Raw genomic sequence first — 16,433 nt, 5'->3', positions numbered from 1 at the left:
TTGAACTTCCAGTGGACACGCACACCGAGACGATCGACGTCGGCGCCCGGGTGATGGCCAACCAGGCCCTCCCCGAAGGCGTGGCGCGCGGCACGAAGGGTCTCGTCGTCGGCCAGGCAGGCTGGATCCAGCGCCGCTGGCGCGTCCGGTTCGATGACGGGCCGACCGTCAACGCGCCAGAGTACGCGCTGGACCTGTGCCGCAGGCGCTTCGAGCGCCGGTGAGCTACTTCAGCGCGCCGAGCTCCTCGTAGAGCGCCTTCGCCGCCGCCGCACCCTGCTCGAGCGCGACGAGCCGGTAGGACTCGTTCGGCGCGTGCAGCGCGTCGTCCGGGAGGCTGAAGCCGGACACGATCGCCGGGATGCCCCGCTCCGCGAACGCCGCCAGCACGGGCAGCGTGCCGCCGGTGCGCACGAGCGCCGGAGCGACGCCGGTCGCCTTCTCCAGCGCGCGCTGGGCGGCCTGGAGCACCGGGTGCTCGGGATCGAACGCGCTCGGCTCGGCGCGCTCGGCGGAGAACACCAGCTCGGCGCCGTCGGGCAGCGCGTCGCGCAGCAGCTGCTCGAGGTTGCGCGCGATCTCCTCCGAGCGCTGGCCGCCGACGATCCGCACGGACAGGTCGGCCTCGGCCACGGGCACGACGATCGTGCGCGCCTGCCCGCCGCTGACCCGGTGGACGTCGACCGACGGCTCGGCGGTCGTGCGGACGTAGAACTCGGCTGTGGCGGTGGGATCGGATGGCCGGGCGCCGACGCCCGCGAGCTCCTCCTCACCGGTCGGGAGCGTCTTCCACGACTCGATCTCGGCCGGGGACGGCGGCTGGACGCCCGCGCGCAGCGGCTCCGGCAGCTTGCCGTCCGCGCCCGGGAGCACGGCGGCGAGCGCGCGGTGCAGCGCGTGGAAGGCGTTGAGCGCCGCGCCGCCGTACATGCCCGAGTGCGCCGTCTGCGTGCCCGTGCGGACCTCGACGTGCGCGAACACCATGCCGCGCGTGGCGAGCGTGAGCGCCGGCCGGTCGGCGTCGACCATGCCGGAGTCGAACACGATCACCGCGTCCGCGCCGCGCGCGTCCTGGCGGACCCACTCGCCGACGTCGTCGGAGCCGGTCTCCTCCGCACCCTCGATCAGCACGCGGATGTGCACCGGCAGCTTGCCGGCCTTCCCGAGCTCGCACGCGACGTGCAGCAACGGGAGGAAGTTGCCTTTGTCGTCCGTGGCGCCGCGCGCGTAGATGCGGCCGTCACGGATCGTCGGCTCGAACGGGGGTGAGTCCCACAGCTCGGGGTCGCCCGGGTCCTGCACGTCGTAGTGGCCGTAGATCATCACGGTCGGCGCGTTCTTCTTCGCCGAGCGCAGCTCGCCGACGACGAGCGGCGCGCCGCCCGGCGTGTCGACCATCTCGGCGGTGCCGCCCGCGCGACGGACGCGTTGGATCGCCCACGCGGCGGCGTGCCGGAGCGCCTCCTCGTCGCGGGCGCCCGCGGAGATCGAGGGGATCGAGAGCCAGTCCAGCACCTCTCCCTGGAGATCAGCCACCCTTGATCACCGCCAGCGTGTCGCCGGACTTGACCGCGGCGCCTTCCTTGATGGGCAGCTCGGCAATCGTGCCTGCCTTATGCGCGGTGATCTCGTTCTCCATCTTCATCGCCTCGATGATGCACACGAGGGCGCCTTCTTGAACCTCGGCGCCTTCCTCGACGAGCACCTTGAACACATTGCCCTGCAGCGGTGAGGCGAGCGTGTCGCCGCCACCGGCGCCACCCGACGCCTTGCGCTCACGCTTCTTCGGCGCGGCCTTGGCGGCGCCGGCGACCGGTGCGGCGCCACCTGCCTCGCCGTGCACGCGGACCTCGAAGCGCTTGCCGCCGACTTCGACGACGTAGTCCTTGGTGACCGTCTCGTCCTCGCCGTCATCGGGCTTGGGCGCGGCGTCGAACGCGAGCGTCTTCAGCCACTGCTTGTCCTCAATGAGGTCGCGGCAGGTCTCGCCCTTGGCCCACTGCTCGGAGGCCATGATCGCCTTGTGGAACGGGATCAGGGTCTTGACGCCCTCGATCTCGAACTCCTTCAGCGCGCGGGCCATGCGGCGCGTGGCCTTCTCGCGGTCGGCGTCCCAGACGATCAGCTTCGCGACCATCGGGTCATACAGCGGGGTGATCTCGCTGCCGGAGAGCACGCCGGAGTCGACCCGCACGCCGGGGCCGCTCGGCTCGCGGTAGTGCGCGACCGTGCCGGGCGCGGGGGCGAAGTTCTTCGACGCGTCCTCGGCGTTGATGCGGCACTCGATCGCGTGGCCGTGCCAGTGGATGTCGTCCTGGCCGAAGCCGAGCGGCTCACCCGCGGCGATCAGGATCTGCTCGCGCACGATGTCCACGCCGGTGACCGCCTCGGTCACGCAGTGCTCGACCTGGACGCGCGTGTTCATCTCCAGGAAGAAGTACTCGCCGTCCTCCGACAGCAGGCCCTCGATCGTGCCCGCGCCGCGGTAGTCGACGGCGCGCGCGGCGTCGACGGCGATCTTGCCGATCCGCTCACGCAGCTCGGCGTCCACGAGCGGCGCCGGGGACTCCTCGATCAGCTTCTGGTGGCGGCGCTGGATCGAGCAGTCGCGCTCGCCGAGGTGGACGACGTTGCCCTCGCCGTCGGCGAGCACCTGCACCTCGACGTGACGCGGGTCCGGCAGGTAGCGCTCGAGGTAGACGGTCGCGTCGGAGAAGAACTTCTCGCCCTCGCGCGCGGCGCCCTCGAAGGCGTCCTGCAGCTTGTCGGGCTCGAGCGCCACTCTGAAGCCCTTGCCTCCGCCGCCGCCGGCCGCCTTGACCGCGACCGGGTAGCCGATCTCCTCGGCGATGCGCTCGGCGTCTTCGAGGGTCTCCACCGGGTCCGTCGTGCCCGGCACGATCGGCACGCCGGCGTTCTGCATCAGCTCGCGCGCCTTGGTCTTGGAGCCCATCGCGTCGATCGCGCTCGCCGGCGGACCGATGAACGTCACGCCCGCGTCCTCGAGCGCCCGCGCGAACGCGGCGTTCTCCGCCAGGAAGCCGTAGCCCGGATGCACGGCCTCGGCGCCCGACTCCGCGATGACCTCGAGCAGCTTGTCCACCTTCAGGTAGGACTCCGCCGCGGGGCCCGGCCCGAGCAGGTAGGCGTGGGTGGCGCGCTTGACGTGCTGCGCGTCGCGGTCGGCTTCGGAGTAGACCGCCACCGACTCGATTCCGAGCTCGTCCAACGCTCGGATCACTCTGACCGCGATCTCGCCGCGGTTCGCGACCAGGACCCTAGTAAACATGGGGGCGCGTGATCCTATCCCCAGCCCGCATCGTCCTGGTCCGCCACGGCCAGTCGACCTACAACGCCCACGGTCGCCTGCAAGGGCAGACCGACACGCCGCTCTCCGACGTCGGCCGCGGTGAGGCGGAGGCGTTGCGCCCGTTTCTGCCGCGCTTCGAGCAGGTGGTCACGAGCGACCTGCAGCGGGCGAGCGAAACCGCGGCGTTGCTGGGGTATCCCGACGCGCGGCGTGACGCGCGCTGGCGGGAGATCGACCTCGGCTCGTGGGCCGGGCGGATGGTCGCCGAGTTCCCCGACGAGCAGCAGGGCGCGTGGCGCGGCGGTCCGCTGCACGCGGACGACGGCGAGTCCTGGGTGGGATTCGTCACACGGGTCGGCGGCGCGCTCGACGAGCTCGCCGCGGCCGGCGGTGAGTGGCTGGTCGTCTGCCACGGCGGCGCGATCCGCGCGGCCCTCACGCACGTGACCGGCGCGGACCCGCAAACCGTGATCGGGCCGGGCAACACGAGCGTCACCGTGCTCCGTCCGCCGTTCGTCGAACGCTATGCCTGGACGCCCAGGTTGTAAGCGATGTGACCTGCGCTCTGGTGACCGCAAGTTCCTGCGCGAGGGTGCGTTCCAGAGGTCACAGTCGCTCTGATCTGGGGCCTTTGATGAGCGACTCAAGTGGGAACCGGCCGGCCGGCACAATGGGGCCGCCGTGCCGGCCGGTGACCCCCACTCACGAACCTGAAGTCCAGGACCCCCTCCCTGGATCGCGGTCGACACCATCAAGCCTCGCCGCCTGGACCCACGGGCTGACCACCTGGGGACCCTCCTCCACGGGCGGCGGGGTGGTGTCGCGCATGAACTGTTCGATCGCGGCGATCACGGCCGCGGCCTCCTCCGGTGTGGCGCTGCTGCCACGCAGCTCGAGTCGGGGACGGCGGTTCATCCCTTCGGCCCGTTGACGCCCTTGATCGACGTCTGCCCGCGCGCCACCGAGTAGGTGAAGCCCGCGGTCGGCAGCGTCGCGCGCGAGCGCTTCTTGATCGTCTGCACGCGCTTGAGCGTCACGTCGAACTTGGACGCGTTCGCCTCCACCAGGCCGTACCCGTGGTGGTCGAAGTCGGCTTGGTCGACCCACGGGTTCAGCCCGCGCAGCGTGTCGATGATCGCGGGCGCCGTGTTCGGGTTCGCGTCGTTGCCGGGAAGGGTCTGGCCGCCGCCGATCGGCAGGTTCGTCTCCCCGAACGACTGCGACGTGATCGAGCCGCCGACGAACTCGAGCGCGACCGACTCACCGCGGTTGCGCTGCGTGCGCACGTCGCCGGCGATGAACGTGTGGATGTCGCCGGTGACGAAGACGACGTCCTTGATCGCGCGGGCACGCAGGTGCTCGAGCAGCTCCTCGCGCTCGTTGCTGTAGCCCTGCCAGGAGTCGAAGCCGTAGTAGTTCCCGCCCGGCAGCTCGGCGTTCATCATCATCGCCTCGTTGCCGATCACCTTCCAAGCGGCGGGTGAGGTGGCGAGGCGCTGCTTCACCCAGTCCAGCTGCGTGCGACCGAGGTACGCGCGCGGCGCGTCGTAGTCGGCGCAGGGCGCGGCGACGGCGTCGCCGCACGGCTGGTCGTCGCGGTACTGGCGCTGGTCGAGCATGACCATGTCGACCGTCTTGCCGAAGCGCAGGCCGCGGTAGATCCGGCTGCGGCCGCTCGGGAAGAACGGCATCGCCTCGAAGTACGCCTTGTAGCCGGCGTTCTTGCGGGCGTTCGAGTAGCCCTTGGACGCGTCGAGCCCGCCGCCCGGCGCGTTGCCGGCGTAGTTGTCGACCACCTCGTGGTCGTCCCAGGTGGCGATCATCGGGAACTTCGCGTGGACGTCGCGCAGCGCCTTGTCGGAGCGGTAGAGCGCGTACTTGTCGCGGTAGTCGGCGAGCGTCTTGGCCTCGCCGATCTTGTCGTCGCGGACGCCCGTGCCGCTCTTGCGCGAGTGGTAGGCCTCGGCGTAGATGTAGTCGCCGAGGTTGACGACGAAGTCGATGTCCTCACGCGCCATCAGCTCGTAGGCGTTGTAGTAGCCGTGCGTGTAGTCCGCGCACGAGAAGAACGCGAACTTCACCGTCTCGTTCGAGTCCTCCGGGAGCGCCGTCTGGAAACGGCCGACCGGGGACTGCGTGGTGCGCGTCTCGAAGCGGTAGAAGTAGCGCTCGTGCGGGTCCAGGCCCTTGATCCGGGCCTTCACGGAGTGACCGTCGGCGCCGCTCGTGGTGATGTTGCGTGACGCGACGACCCGCCGGAAGGCCGCGTCGCGCGCGACTTCGAGACGGACGCTGCCGCGCCCTTCGGCCTCGTCGAGGATGGTCGCCAGCGTGATCCCGGTCGGCGTGGGATCGCCGGACAGGACGCCCTGGCGGAAGCGGCCGCTGCGGAGCACGGCGGCGCGCGCGGTGGCGGGCGGGAGGAGCAGGACGGCAGCGCCCGCGGCCCCACGGCGGACGAGCTGGCGACGGGTCAGCATGCGCGCGAGCGTACAGACTTTGGTAGGGCCTGAAGTCGACTACCGCCGGATGTTCACAGCGCGTGAGCTCCCGATGATCGGGACATGTCACGCATCGCCTCCGTCCTGGTCGTCGTGGTGCTGATCGTCGCCGTGAACGTCGGGCTGCGGCTCATCGACGGACCGTCGGTGAACGTCTCGCTGCCGGACATCGACGTGCCCGACTGGCTGCAGTGGGCCAACAAGATCAAGAACGTGCTGCTGCTCGGGCTGCTCGTCGCGGTCGTGATCGGCGGGGTACTGAAGGATCGGCAGCGTCGCGACCGGTAGGGTCGCCCGATGCTCGCACGCACCCTGCTGGCGCTCGCCGTGGCCACGTGTCTCTTCGCTGCGCCGGCCGGCGCGGCGACCATCCTGCCGATCGGCGGCTTCCAGTCGGCCACCGACGGCATCGCGTTGGGGCCCGACGGCAACCTGTGGGTGAGCGAGACGGCGGGGAACGTCGTGCGGCTCTCGCCGGCGGGGCAGGTGCTCAACCGCTACACCGGTACCGGCACCGGTCAGCTCAGCGCGGGGCCGGGCGGGCGGGTGTGGCTCGCGGACACGGCGGGCGACAAGTTCGTCTGGTTCGACGCGACCGCGCCCGAGCCGACCGCGCACAACGTCCCGACGGGGTTCCCGTGCGGACCGGTGGCGATCACGGACGGCGGCGACGGACGCATGTACTTCTCGCTGCCGGTCGACGCCGCGATCTGCGGCGACTCGCGGGTCGGGTCGATGAGCGCCGACGGCACGGGGATCGACACCCGCACGCAGCGCGGCACGGTCTACGACCTCGTGGCGGTGGGCGGGAAGCTCTACGCGCCCGACGCCGATGGGGACGTGGTCCGCCGCCTGGGGCCGGGCTCTGCCCTGACCGTCGAGGCGCAGATCACCTTGCCGTCCGGCGCGGGCGCGGGCGCGGTCACGTCCGACGGCCAGAACGTGTTCGTGGCGCTCGGCAACCTCGGACGCGTCGCCCGCTTCCCGGTCGATCAGAACCTCGGCTCCGCGCCCGTGCTCACCCCGCCGCCCAACACGCTGACGACCCCGATCGGCGCCGCCATCACCTCCACCGGCCAGGTCTACGTCACCGGCCGCGGGAGCGGCAACGTCGCGCGCGTCGCCGCGGACGGGACGTTCGGCTTCTCCGCGCTGGGCGGCGAGCCGGCCACGGCCACGAACGGGCCGGACGAGGACCTCTACGTCACCGACCGCGGGAACGCCCGGGTGGTGCGGGTCGTCAGCACCGCGCCGCGCGTGACCGGGACGGTGGGCGCGTCGGACGGCGGCCTCCTCAACACCACCGTCGACCCGCGCGGGAACGAGACCACGGTGGTCGTCGACTACGGGACGACCGCGGCGCTCGGCAAGTCGACGGCGCCGGTCACGGTGCCCGCGGGCGTCGGCGGCGTGCCGCTCACCTTCACGCTGCCGGCGGACTTCGTCGGCGCCGGCTTCGCGCGGGTCCGCGCGACCAACGCCGAGGGCACGGCCACGACCGGCAACGCGTCCGTGTCCCGGCAGCCGCCGCCCGCGCCCCCGACGGTCCCCAAGCTGGGCGCGAAGATCACGTTCAAGTGGGCGTTCACCGGCACACGCACGCGGCTCACCAAGGTCGAGGTGACCAAGCTGGTCGGCGGCGAGACGGTCAAGGTCAGCTGCTCCGGCAAGGGCTGCCCGTTCAAGAAGGCCAAGACCTACAAGAACGTCAAGCAGGGGACGCGCAAGCTCACCACCCTGTTCCCGCGCAAGGTCAAGCTCGCCAAGGGAGCGAAGGTCACGGTGACCGTGACCAAGGCGGGCAGCACCGGGACCAAGACGACGCTCACCGTCCGCGGGCGCAAGCAGAAGCCGAAGCTCGCGACCGGGACGGCGTAGCGGTCAGGCCGCCTGCGGGCGCGCGGCGCGTGCGCCGATCGCCTCGGCGAGGTGCTCGGCGTCGCGCGCGATGCCCGCGAAGCGGCCCGAGCCCCAGGTGTGCAGCCACGGGAGGCCGATGAAGTACAGGCCGTCGACGGCGGTCACGCCCCTGAGGTGCTCCGGGTGGCCGTCCGCGTCGAAGGCCTCGGGGAGGTGGACGAAAGACCAGCTCGGGGTGAAGCCGGTGGCCCAGACGATCGTGCTGATCTCGGTCGCCTCGAGCGTGCCGGAGCCGTCGGTGAGTGGCCGCCAGACGGGCGTGTAGCGGGGCTCGGTCGGTGCGTCGATGGCGTTGGCCGCGATGTGGCGGTCGATCGCGTCCTTGATGCGCTCCATCGTGGCGTCGGCGGCGTCGAGGTTCTGCTGCAGGTCGCCGGCGAAGTGCAGGGTTCCGTCCTCGACGTGGGTGAGGCGGCCGTGCAGGTGCATTCGCTCGCGCGCGAAGGCTCTGAGGTCCAGGTCGTGCCCGCCGCCGCGGCCGGTGACGTAGTGGTTGGCCTCGTGCCGCGCGCCCTTGCCCTGCGGATGCTCCGTCACGGGCATGTCGTAGTGCCCCATGTCCTGCAGCCAGGCGACGCAGTCGCGGCCACGGTAGAAGCGGGCGACGCGCGGCGCGGTGCCGACGGCGAGGTGGACCTCCCGGCCGGCGAGGTGCAGGTCCTCGGCGATCTGCGCGCCGGACTGGCCCGTGCCGACGACGAGCACGGGGCCGTCGGGGAGCGCGTGCGGGTTGCGGTATGCGGCGCTGTGGATGCCGGGCAGTCCGAGGTCGGGGGCGCGCGGGACGTGGTAGCCGCCGACCGCGAGCACGACCTGGTCGGCGGTGAGCGTGCCGTGGCTCGTCTCGACCTCGAAGCCGGGCCGGACCGCGTGCACGGTCACGCCCTCGTAGACCGGCTTGCCCTGCGCGTACGGCTCGACGTAGGCGAGGATCTCGTCCTTGACCATGAAGCCGTCGGGGTCGTCGCCCGCGTACGGGTGGCCGGGGAGCGCGCACTGCCAGTTGGGGGTGACGAGGCTGAACGCGTCCCAGCGGGCGTCGCGCCAGTTGTGGAGCACGCGGTCGCGCTCGAGCACGACGTGGCGGACGCCGCGCTCCAGCAGGCAATGGCTGACGGCGAGGCCGGCCTGGCCGCCGCCGACGATCACGACCTCGTAGTGGCCGGAGAGCCGCTCGGGCGCGGGGAAGCGGATGCGGGTGGGCGCGCGGCGCAGGCGCGTGACGGTCACGAGGCCGGGGCGGGCGGCGCGCTCGATCGCCTCGAGCTGGGCCGCCGCGGCCGTGCAGGCCATGCCGTAGACCTCGACGACGCGGTCGCTCGCCGCGGTGAGGCCGTCGCGGGTGCGGCGGAGCAGCTCCTCGTGCGGGTAGCTCGCGCCCTCGGCGAGGTACGGCTCGATCGCGGTGGACGGCGACTGGCAGCGCTGCTCGGTGTCGTCCGCCCAGCGGAGGGTGAAGTCAACGGTGGGCATGGGTGGCCGTGCGGTACACGTCCGGACGCAGGTCGCGGATGGGTGAGAGGGCGCGGCGGGCCTTCTCGAGCGCCTCGTGCAGGTCGACGGTGGTGATCGCGAGGCCGGGTTCCGGGCCGGTCTGCGCGACGATGTCGCCGCCCGGGTTGACGATCCGCGCGCCGCCGAGGAAGTCCAGCCGGCCGAAGCTGCCGGTCTGGTTCGCTGAGGCGACGAAGAGCGAGTTCTCGGCGGCTCGCGCACGGTCCCAGAGCTCGGCGCGGCGCCACTGGCGGTCGTCGGTGAGGTCCGGCGCCGCGTTGGTCGCGCTGCGCGGCCAGGCCGAGAGCGTGCAGAGGATCTCGGCGCCGTCGAGCGTCAGCGTGCGCGCGGCCTCCGGGAAGGCCTTGTCGTAACAGATGAGCATCCCGAGCCGGCCGACCGGCGTGTCGAACGCGGCGAGCGAATCGCCGGGCGTGGTGAAGCGGCCCTCGTCGAGCGGCATGTGGATCTTGCGGTGGAAGCCGTGCAGGCCGTCGCCGCTCACGCACGCCGCGACGTTGTGGCGGGTGCCGTCGCCGCCGTCCTCGCAGAAGCCGACGCACACGACCATGTCCTTCGCGAGCGCCATCACGGTCTTGAGCTCCGGCCCTTCGGGGTCGAGCGCGGGCGGCGGCTCGGTGTCGCCGTGCAGCGACTCCACGTAGCCGCCGAGCGCGGCCTCGGGCAGCACGAGCAACTGCGCGCCCGCTGCGCGCGCCTCGTCGATGAGGGCGGCGATCGTCGCGTAGCTCGCGTGCAGGTCGCGGTCGAAGGGTGCCGCGGCGGCGGCGATGGTCAGCATGCGCGTCCCAATCCGGTCGGGGCGCTCGTGAGCGCCGTGGTCAGCTCGCCGTCGGGCCAGCGCAGGCGCATGCCCGGCTCGGCGGTCAGGGTCCCGCAGCGGGCGGTGACGGTCTCGGGCGAGGTCGGCGCGGGGCCGCCCGCGCTCACCACCGCGAAGCCCGGGAAGCACGTGAGCCAGTCGGCGAAGGTCGCGCTCGATGGCTTCGGGATGGCGGCGACGTCGATCGTCGCTCCGGTCCCGCTCGCCTCGGCCAGCATCCCGATGGTGCCGACCAGGCCCGCCATCGACACGTCCTTGGCGGCGTGCGGCCGGGCAGCGCGAACCGCGCCGAGCATCGCGGCCAGCTGCTCGCGCGTGCGGGAGGAGGTGGAGTCCCACTGGCGGCCCGTGTAGCCCGGGCGCCAGCCGCCGGTGAGATCGGCGCAGACGCTGATCGCGTCGCCCGGCGTGCCGCCCGAGGCGGGGATCGGGTCCGGCGCGCGGCCGAGGCCGGTGACGCTGAGCGCCGCGGGCACCCCGAGGTGGGTGTGCCCGCCGAGGATCGGCAGCCCGAACGCCTCCGCCCCGGCCCTCACGCCGTCGAGGATCGCCTCGACGTGAGCGGCGTCGCGGCCGCCGACGGTGTCCAGCGCGCCGGTCGCCTCCGCGCCCATGGCGGAGAGGTCGTGCGCGGTGACGAGCATCCCGCACCAGCCCGCCCACTCCGGGTCGCGCTCGACCATCGCGGGCACGATCGCGTCGACGCAGGCGATCACGTCCGTGCCGGGCACGGGGACGCCGTCGTCGCCGAGCCAGCGGTCCTGTGGCAGGAGGCCGTGCAGGAGCGAGCCGAGTGGTGCCTTGACCGCGGCGGTGTCGGCGAGGCGCGTCATCGGGAAGCGCATCAGCACGTGCGGCGCGCCCGCAGCCTCGATCGGGCGAATCCGCTCCCAGCCGAGCCGGGCGAAGAACTTGACGAGCCGCGGCTGCACGTGCGCGTCGAACCGCAGCGCGCCGGCCGTCGCGGCACGGGCGCACGCGGCCTGCACGAGCTGCGCGCCGATCCGCCCGTCGGCCGCGACGAGCCGCGACCCGCGCCACCAGCCGAGCCGCGCGTCCTCGGGATGCACGCGCACGCCGCCGAGCACGTCACCGGACAGGTCGACGGCGACGAGCACGATCGTCAGCGGATCGAGGTCGGCGGCGTCCTCGTCGTGGCCGGCGAACAGCCCCTGGTCCTCGACGAACGCACGGCGGCGGAGCGCCCGATACGCGGCGCGCTGGGCGGCCGACGCCTCGACCACGACGGGCTGCGCCGCGGCCGACCGGCGTGGCGACGGCACGGCTCCGCGGGAGCGCCCCGGCGATGACCCCGCCGCGCCGACACGCGGCGCGGGCCCCGACAACAGCTCCAACAGGTCGTTCATCCGCCCGCCGCCTGCAGTGCGGAACAGGCGCCGCAAGCCGCACAGCCCGCGCCCTGGTCGGCGCCGCGCATGCCCGCGAGCTCCAGCGCGCTGGCGACACGCGTCGTCACGTTCAGGAGCGTCGCCGGGTCCGGGGCGGGCACGCCGTCCGCGTGGGCGAGGGAACCCACGAGCGGGCGATACGGCACGACGAACGGGTAGACGCCGCGGTCGATCAGCGCCTCGGCGTCGGCGACCAGCTCGTCCGGGTCCTCGCCGAGGCCGACGAGCAGGTAGGTCGAGACGCGGTTGCGGCCGAACACCGCGACCGCGCGCTCCCACGCCTCCCAGTACCGCGACAACGGCACGGTCGCCTTGCCGGGCGTCCACCGCGCGCGCACTTCGGGGTCCATCGACTCGATGTGGATGCCGATCGCCTCCGCGCCCGCCTGGTGCAGCGCGTCGATCCACTCCAGATCCAGCGGCGGCTCGATCTGCACCTGGATCGGCAGGTCCGGCACGACCGCCTTGACCGCGCGCACGCAGCGCGCGAGGTGCTTCGCGCCACGGTCGGCGCCGTTCGACGTGCCGGTGGTCATCACCATCTGTGCCACGCCGTCCAGCCGCACCGCCGCCTCGGCGACCTCGGCGAGCTGCGCGGGGAACTTGACCTGCGTCGTCGCGCCGGCGCGCAGCGACTCCTCGATCGTGCAGAACCGGCAGCGCGTGGACTCGTGCGTGTAGCGGATGCACGTCTGCACGACCGTCGTGGCGAGCACGTTCGTGCCGTGCAGCCGCGCGAGCGCCTCGTACTTGACGCCGTCCGCGGTCTCCAGGTCGTAGAAGCGCGGGCGCTGGATCGGCTCGACCATCGCGTCTTCCACGACGACGCCGTCGCGGGTGAGGCGGCCGCCGTCGTCGAGCGAGAACGGCGACTCGGCCGCCAGCGGCAACGTCGCTCCGCACCCGCCACGGAACGCGAAGTGCCCGTCGTCGGACGGCCCGGCGCCCGCCCGCCGGCGCACCGGCGGCGGCGCGGCCCGCAGCCCGCGGACCGCGAGCTCGGTGCGGAGTACGAGGTCCACGGCCCTAGAACATCCAGGTCGTGTTGATGATCGCGCCCTTGCGCGAGTACTCGATCATCGCGTCCTGCATGTCCAGCGGATGGCAGGGGATCACGCCCTCCATCAGGTCCTCCTCGCGCGCGCCGTGGAGCGCGAGGCCGAGCCGGCACGCGAACACCTTGCCGCCCTCCTCGATGAACTTCGCGAGCTGGTTGTTCTCGTTGCGCATGCCCGGGAACAGCTCGCTGCCGACCGTCGGGAAGCCGCGCGTGGCCAGGCAGTTCAGCGACCCGATGCCGAAGAAGTACAGGGCGCTGTCGAAGCCCTTGCGCTGCGCGCGGATCGCGAGCAGCACGGCCACGAAGCTCACCGACGACTCGTGGACGATGCCGTGCACCATCCCGAGGTACGTCTCGCCGGCCTCGGCCTGGTAGTCGGGGAACACCTTCGTCGCCCCGTAGATCGACGCCCCCGTCTCCTTCGTCGGGTGGGGGATCTCCATCAGGCTCGCGATCTCGGACTCGCTGAGCTTGGGCTCTACCGCCATCGTCGGTTCCTCCTTGGAAGCTTGGAGGCACAAGATCTCGCGCATTCCGGTGCGGCCCCACCGACCGCCGGTCCGGGGTTTTCGACTCCCGGTTGGGACCGCGAGTCCGGATCCGAGACCGACGGTCGGGAGAACCCCACGCGCACCCTCGGTAGAACCCGAGGGTGGCCGACGTCGAACGCCTGGGCAGTGCTCCGCGTGACGTCCTGCAGGCGCTGCTCGAGGCCGTCGCGGACGCCGTCTACCTCGTCGATCCGGACGGCCGCGTGGTGTTCGCGAACCCGGCGGCGCTGCGCCTGCTCGGCTACGAGGAGGAGGCGCTGCTGGGGCGCGTGAGCCACCCGACGATCCACCACTCCCACTGGGACGGCAGCCACTTCCCGCAGGAGCAGTGCCCGATGCTGCGCCCGCGGCTGACCGGCGAGACCGTGCGCGTGTACGGCGACTGCTTCTGGCGCGCCGATGGCTCCAAGTTCCGCGTCGCCTACTCCAGCGCGCCGTTGGCCATGGAGGAGGGGCGCGGCGCGGTGGTCGTGTTCCGCGACGTGACGTCCCGGATGGAGGACGAGGTGGCGGCGCGGCGCGAGGCGGTCGAGCGGGCACGGGCGGCGGAGATCCACGCCTCGCGGGCACGGATCGTCGAGGCCGCCGACGCCGAGCGGCGACGGCTCGGCCGTGACCTGCACGACGGCGCGCAGCAGCGGCTCGTGCGCGTGCTGCTGTCGCTGCGGCTGGCCTCGCGCGGGACGGATCCCGGCACGCGAGAGCTGCTCGACGCCGCCGCCGGCGACGTCGACGCGGCGATCGCCGAGCTGCGCGAGCTCGGCGCCGGCATCCACCCGCAGATCCTCACCAACCGGGGGATCGCGGCCGCCGTGGAGTCGCTGACGGGGCCGCTCCCGCTGCTCGTCGAGTCGTCCATCCCTGAGACGCGGTTCGCTCCGGGCGTGGAGGCGGCCGCCTACTTCGTGATCGCCGAAGCGCTGACGAACGTGCTCAAGCACGCGCGGGCGACGGCGGCCTTGGTGCGCGTGGTCGAGGCGGACGGCCGGCTCGTGGTGGAGGTCGCCGACGACGGTCGCGGCGGCGTGGACATCGCCGGCGGCTCGGGGCTGCGCGGGCTGGAGGACCGCGTCGCGGCGTTGGACGGCACGTTCGAGGTCGCCGACGGCGCGGTCGGCACGCGCGTCCGCGCGGTCCTGCCGCTCTAGGACGCGCGCAGCATCGTCAGCACCGCCATCACGCGGCGGTGCTGGAGCGGCTCGTCGCCCAGTCCGAGCTTGTTGAACACGCCCGTCACGTGCTTCTCGACGGCGGCGGGGGTGACGCCGAGGTCCGCGGCGATCCCGTGGTTGGACTTGCCCTCCGCCATCTGCGCGAGCACCGTCCGCTCGCGGGCGGTCAGGTCGTCGATCGGCGAGTCCCGACGGCGCCGCGACACCATCCGCTGCACGACCTCGGGGTCCAGCGCCGACCCGCCCTCCGCCACGCGCCGCACCGACTCCAGGAACGAGTCCACGTCCCCGATCCGCGACTTGAGCAGGTACCCGACGCCCTTCGCGTCCTCGCCGATCAGGTCCAGCGGGTAGCGCTCCTCGAGGAAGTTCGAGAGCACCAGCACGGCGGTCTCCGGGTAGCTGCGGCGCACCTCGATCGCGGCTCTGAGCCCGTCATCCGTGCCGTCGGGCGGCATCTGCACGTCGGTGATGGCGACGTCGGGCCGATGCGCGGCGACGGCCGGCAGCACCTCGTCGGCCCGCGCCACGATCGCGACGACCTCGATCCCCGCGTCCTCGAGCAACCGCGCGAGCCCGGCGCTGAGCAGCACTTCGTCGTCGGCGAGCAACACGCGCAGCGGCATCGCCGCAACGCTAGATCATCGAGCGCAGGATCCCACCCTCCGCACGGACGGCGGCGCCGTTGGTGAGCCCGGCCAGCGGGCTCGCGAGGTAGACGAGCAGGTTGGCGACCTCGTCCGGCGTCGCCAGCCGCCGGAGCAGCGACGACGTCACGTTGGTCTCGAACAGCTGCGTGACGAGCTGGTCGTGGCTGAGGCCGGTCTGCTCGGAGAGGCCGTCGAGCACGCCGGTCACGCCCTCGGTCGCGGTCGGGCCGGGCAGGACCGTGTTGACCGTCACGCGCGTGCCCCGGGTCAGCTCGGCCAGCCCGCGCGCCAGCGCCAGCCCCGCGGCCTTGGTGACGGAGTAGTGGAGCTGGTCGACCTGCGGCTGGACGGCGGCGTCGCTGCCGATGAACAGGATCCGCCCGCGGTCGCGCTCGAGCATGCCGGCCAGGTAGTGACGCGACAACCGCACGCCGCTCATGACGTTGCTGTCGAAGTGCCGCTGCCACTCGGCGTCCGGGATGTCGGCGAAGGCCTGCGGCCCGAAGGTCGCGGCGTTGTTGACGAGGATGTCGGTCGCCGGGACGGCGGCGATCAGCGCCTCGGCGCCGTCCGCGGTGCCGACGTTCGCGGCCACAGCGTCGATGCTCGCGCCGGGAACCGCGTCGAGCAGCCGCTGCCGCGCCGCGTCCAGCCGTCCCGCGTCACGCCCGTTCAGGACGACGTGCGCGCCTTCCCGCGCCAGTCCGACCGCGGTCGCGAACCCGATGCCGGCGGAGGAGCCGGTGACGAGGGCGGTCGTGTCGTGCAGCTGGAGATCCATTTCGTGCTTCCTCTCGAGAAGTAAGTCAAACGCTTGTTTGAAAAGGTAGCGTGTTTTCAAACGCGTGCTTGAATACGTCTTGTGAGCGCCAAGACGGATGGCCGCCGGGCCGCGGGCGCAGAGACGCGCCGCCGCCTGCTCGCGGCCGCGACCGAGCTGCTCGCCGAGCGCGGCGAGTCCGGCCTCACGCTGCGCGCCGTGAGCGCCGCGGCGGAGGCCAACGTGGCCGCCGTGCAGTACCACTTCGGGTCCCGCGAAGCGCTCGTCGCCACGGTCGTGGCCGAGGCCTCACGGCCCGTGGTCGAGGCGCAGCTCGCCGCCCTCGACGCGCTGCCCACCGCACCGACCGCCGCTCAGCTCATCGAGGCGTGGGCGCACCCGCTGATCCGCGTCGCCGTCGGGACGACCGCGGAGGAGCGACGGCTGGGCCGGATCGTCGGCCAGACGCTCGCCGCCCCGCTCGAGCATCTGGACGTGCGCCTGCGCGAGCTGGCGACCGCACCGACGGAACGGCTGATCGCGGGGTTGGAGCGCGCCCTGCCGGACGTCGGCCGCGCGGAGCTGACGCTGCGCGTCGCGCTACTGTCGAGCGCCCTGGCGGGCTTCGCTTCCGGGGCGTTCGAGCCCTGGGTCGCCCGCTCAGACCCCGAGCGCGAGCTCGAAGCGCGCGTGCTCGACCGGCTGGTCCGCCTCACGACGACCTAGGTGCAGGCGCGCTCACCCCTTGGTGGACCGGAAGGC

General features: G+C 72.7%; 16 protein-coding genes. 6 read left to right on the top strand and 10 right to left on the bottom strand.

Annotated features, from left to right (window positions below; all coding sequences use genetic code 11):
• Nucleotides 1–11: 11 nt before the first annotated feature.
• Nucleotides 12–224, top strand: coding sequence for a hypothetical protein (locus tag OJ997_RS19635; RefSeq protein WP_270026906.1), 213 nt, complete (start codon nucleotides 12–14; stop codon nucleotides 222–224).
• A gap of 1 nt (nucleotide 225) precedes the next feature.
• Here the strand turns inward: OJ997_RS19635 and OJ997_RS19630 are convergent, their stop codons facing one another.
• Together OJ997_RS19630 and OJ997_RS19625 are read right to left on the bottom strand one after the other, a co-directional pair.
• Nucleotides 226–1,536 (bottom strand): M20/M25/M40 family metallo-hydrolase, encoded by a 1,311-nt coding sequence (locus OJ997_RS19630; protein WP_270026905.1) that lies wholly within the window; start codon nucleotides 1,534–1,536, stop codon nucleotides 226–228.
• Nucleotides 1,529–3,289, bottom strand: a complete 1,761-nt coding sequence (locus OJ997_RS19625) for an acetyl/propionyl/methylcrotonyl-CoA carboxylase subunit alpha (protein WP_270026904.1) — start codon at nucleotides 3,287–3,289, stop codon at nucleotides 1,529–1,531. Before OJ997_RS19625 ends, OJ997_RS19630 begins: the two co-directional genes overlap by 8 nt.
• 8 nt (nucleotides 3,290–3,297) lie before the next feature.
• Between OJ997_RS19625 and OJ997_RS19620 the strand changes: the two genes are divergently transcribed.
• Complete coding sequence (locus tag OJ997_RS19620) at nucleotides 3,298–3,858, top strand: histidine phosphatase family protein (protein WP_270026903.1); 561 nt, start codon at nucleotides 3,298–3,300, stop codon at nucleotides 3,856–3,858.
• Nucleotides 3,859–4,221: 363 nt separating this feature from the next.
• Here the strand turns inward: OJ997_RS19620 and OJ997_RS19615 are convergent, their stop codons facing one another.
• Nucleotides 4,222–5,790: an alkaline phosphatase D family protein gene (locus tag OJ997_RS19615; RefSeq protein ID WP_270026902.1), complete on the bottom strand. Its 1,569-nt coding sequence runs from the start codon at nucleotides 5,788–5,790 to the stop codon at nucleotides 4,222–4,224.
• Nucleotides 5,791–5,874: 84 nt separating this feature from the next.
• Here OJ997_RS19615 and OJ997_RS19610 point away from each other — a divergent pair, with 84 nt between their 5' ends.
• Together OJ997_RS19610 and OJ997_RS19605 are read left to right on the top strand one after the other, a co-directional pair.
• Nucleotides 5,875–6,099, top strand: coding sequence for a hypothetical protein (locus OJ997_RS19610; protein WP_270026901.1), 225 nt, complete (start codon nucleotides 5,875–5,877; stop codon nucleotides 6,097–6,099).
• 9 nt (nucleotides 6,100–6,108) lie between these two features.
• Nucleotides 6,109–7,689 (top strand): hypothetical protein, encoded by a 1,581-nt coding sequence (locus OJ997_RS19605; protein WP_270026900.1) that lies wholly within the window; start codon nucleotides 6,109–6,111, stop codon nucleotides 7,687–7,689.
• Nucleotides 7,690–7,692: 3 nt separating this feature from the next.
• Here the strand turns inward: OJ997_RS19605 and OJ997_RS19600 are convergent, their stop codons facing one another.
• Genes OJ997_RS19600 through OJ997_RS19580 form a run of 5 tightly spaced genes read right to left on the bottom strand, consistent with a single transcriptional unit; the run spans nucleotide 7,693 to nucleotide 13,026 of the window.
• Complete coding sequence (locus OJ997_RS19600; RefSeq protein ID WP_270026899.1) at nucleotides 7,693–9,204, bottom strand: MSMEG_0569 family flavin-dependent oxidoreductase; 1,512 nt, start codon at nucleotides 9,202–9,204, stop codon at nucleotides 7,693–7,695.
• A complete protein-coding gene (locus OJ997_RS19595) occupies nucleotides 9,191–10,027 on the bottom strand; it encodes a carbon-nitrogen hydrolase family protein (protein WP_270026898.1) in 837 nt (278 codons plus the stop codon). Before OJ997_RS19595 ends, OJ997_RS19600 begins: the two co-directional genes overlap by 14 nt.
• Entirely contained in the window at nucleotides 10,021–11,436 is a 1,416-nt protein-coding gene (locus OJ997_RS19590; protein WP_270026897.1) for an MSMEG_0567/sll0787 family protein, read from the bottom strand. The genes OJ997_RS19595 and OJ997_RS19590 overlap by 7 nt, the downstream gene beginning before the upstream one ends.
• Nucleotides 11,433–12,500, bottom strand: coding sequence for an MSMEG_0568 family radical SAM protein (locus OJ997_RS19585; protein ID WP_270026896.1), 1,068 nt, complete (start codon nucleotides 12,498–12,500; stop codon nucleotides 11,433–11,435). Before OJ997_RS19585 ends, OJ997_RS19590 begins: the two co-directional genes overlap by 4 nt.
• 4 nt (nucleotides 12,501–12,504) lie before the next feature.
• Nucleotides 12,505–13,026: an MSMEG_0572/Sll0783 family nitrogen starvation response protein gene (locus OJ997_RS19580; protein ID WP_270026895.1), complete on the bottom strand. Its 522-nt coding sequence runs from the start codon at nucleotides 13,024–13,026 to the stop codon at nucleotides 12,505–12,507.
• A gap of 164 nt (nucleotides 13,027–13,190) precedes the next feature.
• On the opposite strand from OJ997_RS19580, the gene OJ997_RS19575 reads away from it, so the two are divergent.
• A complete protein-coding gene (locus OJ997_RS19575; RefSeq protein WP_270026894.1) occupies nucleotides 13,191–14,237 on the top strand; it encodes a sensor histidine kinase in 1,047 nt (348 codons plus the stop codon).
• On the opposite strand, the gene OJ997_RS19570 is transcribed toward OJ997_RS19575, so the two are convergent.
• Nucleotides 14,234–14,887: a response regulator transcription factor gene (locus OJ997_RS19570; RefSeq protein ID WP_270026893.1), complete on the bottom strand. Its 654-nt coding sequence runs from the start codon at nucleotides 14,885–14,887 to the stop codon at nucleotides 14,234–14,236. The two genes, OJ997_RS19575 and OJ997_RS19570, sit on opposite strands and share 4 nt — an antisense overlap.
• A 10-nt stretch (nucleotides 14,888–14,897) precedes the next feature.
• Nucleotides 14,898–15,692 carry an SDR family NAD(P)-dependent oxidoreductase gene (locus OJ997_RS19565; protein WP_270026892.1) on the bottom strand — a complete coding sequence of 265 codons (795 nt, stop codon included), beginning with the start codon at nucleotides 15,690–15,692 and terminating at the stop codon, nucleotides 14,898–14,900.
• Between the two features lie 81 nt (nucleotides 15,693–15,773).
• On the opposite strand from OJ997_RS19565, the gene OJ997_RS19560 reads away from it, so the two are divergent.
• Nucleotides 15,774–16,397, top strand: coding sequence for a TetR family transcriptional regulator (locus OJ997_RS19560; RefSeq protein WP_270026891.1), 624 nt, complete (start codon nucleotides 15,774–15,776; stop codon nucleotides 16,395–16,397).
• The last annotated feature ends 36 nt before the right edge of the window (nucleotides 16,398–16,433 follow it).

This window comes from Solirubrobacter phytolaccae (assembly GCF_027587195.1).
Lineage (GTDB): Bacteria > Actinomycetota > Thermoleophilia > Solirubrobacterales > Solirubrobacteraceae > Solirubrobacter > Solirubrobacter phytolaccae.
Note: the sequence above shows the minus strand (reverse complement) of the source record. Positions and strands in the feature narration are given on the sequence as shown.

Coding starts and splice junctions, on each gene's coding strand:
- OJ997_RS19625 (WP_270026904.1), bottom strand. CDS start 3,289: ATGTTTACTAGGGTCCTGGTCGCGAACCGCGGCGAGATCGCGGTCAGA.
- OJ997_RS19615 (WP_270026902.1), bottom strand. CDS start 5,790: ATGCTGACCCGTCGCCAGCTCGTCCGCCGTGGGGCCGCGGGCGCTGCC.
- OJ997_RS19610 (WP_270026901.1), top strand. CDS start 5,875: ATGTCACGCATCGCCTCCGTCCTGGTCGTCGTGGTGCTGATCGTCGCC.
- OJ997_RS19605 (WP_270026900.1), top strand. CDS start 6,109: ATGCTCGCACGCACCCTGCTGGCGCTCGCCGTGGCCACGTGTCTCTTC.
- OJ997_RS19600 (WP_270026899.1), bottom strand. CDS start 9,204: ATGCCCACCGTTGACTTCACCCTCCGCTGGGCGGACGACACCGAGCAG.
- OJ997_RS19595 (WP_270026898.1), bottom strand. CDS start 10,027: ATGCTGACCATCGCCGCCGCCGCGGCACCCTTCGACCGCGACCTGCAC.
- OJ997_RS19590 (WP_270026897.1), bottom strand. CDS start 11,436: ATGAACGACCTGTTGGAGCTGTTGTCGGGGCCCGCGCCGCGTGTCGGC.
- OJ997_RS19580 (WP_270026895.1), bottom strand. CDS start 13,026: ATGGCGGTAGAGCCCAAGCTCAGCGAGTCCGAGATCGCGAGCCTGATG.
- OJ997_RS19570 (WP_270026893.1), bottom strand. CDS start 14,887: ATGCCGCTGCGCGTGTTGCTCGCCGACGACGAAGTGCTGCTCAGCGCC.
- OJ997_RS19565 (WP_270026892.1), bottom strand. CDS start 15,692: ATGGATCTCCAGCTGCACGACACGACCGCCCTCGTCACCGGCTCCTCC.